General features: G+C 38.1%; 1 pseudogene. It reads left to right on the top strand.

From position 1 onward, the window contains the following. Positions 1-273 (top strand): annotated as a pseudogene (locus tag AC6UDE_RS06950) (acyltransferase family protein); the annotation flags it as partial.

Raw genomic sequence — 273 nt, 5'->3', positions numbered from 1 at the left:
ACCCGACACTCATTACAATGTTATTTGCAACTGCTGCCTACATAACATTATTTCAACGCAATCTACTTGCGAATCTATGGCAGAGTGTCTTATCTAACCTAGCCTACGTATATAACTGGTGGGAAATTATGAATGGCCAATCGTACTTTCAGAATTTTGCAGGAAGTGCGTCTCCATTTACCCACCTTTGGACCCTTGCAATTGAAGGTCAATTTTACTTAATCTGGCCCTTGATTTCATACTTCTTACTTAAAAAATTTCACGGTAATAAAC

It is taken from the genome of Fructilactobacillus sp. X2R5C3 (assembly GCF_059901325.1).
The sequence above is the reverse complement of the archived record's forward strand: the minus strand, read 5'-3'. Positions and strand labels throughout refer to the sequence as shown.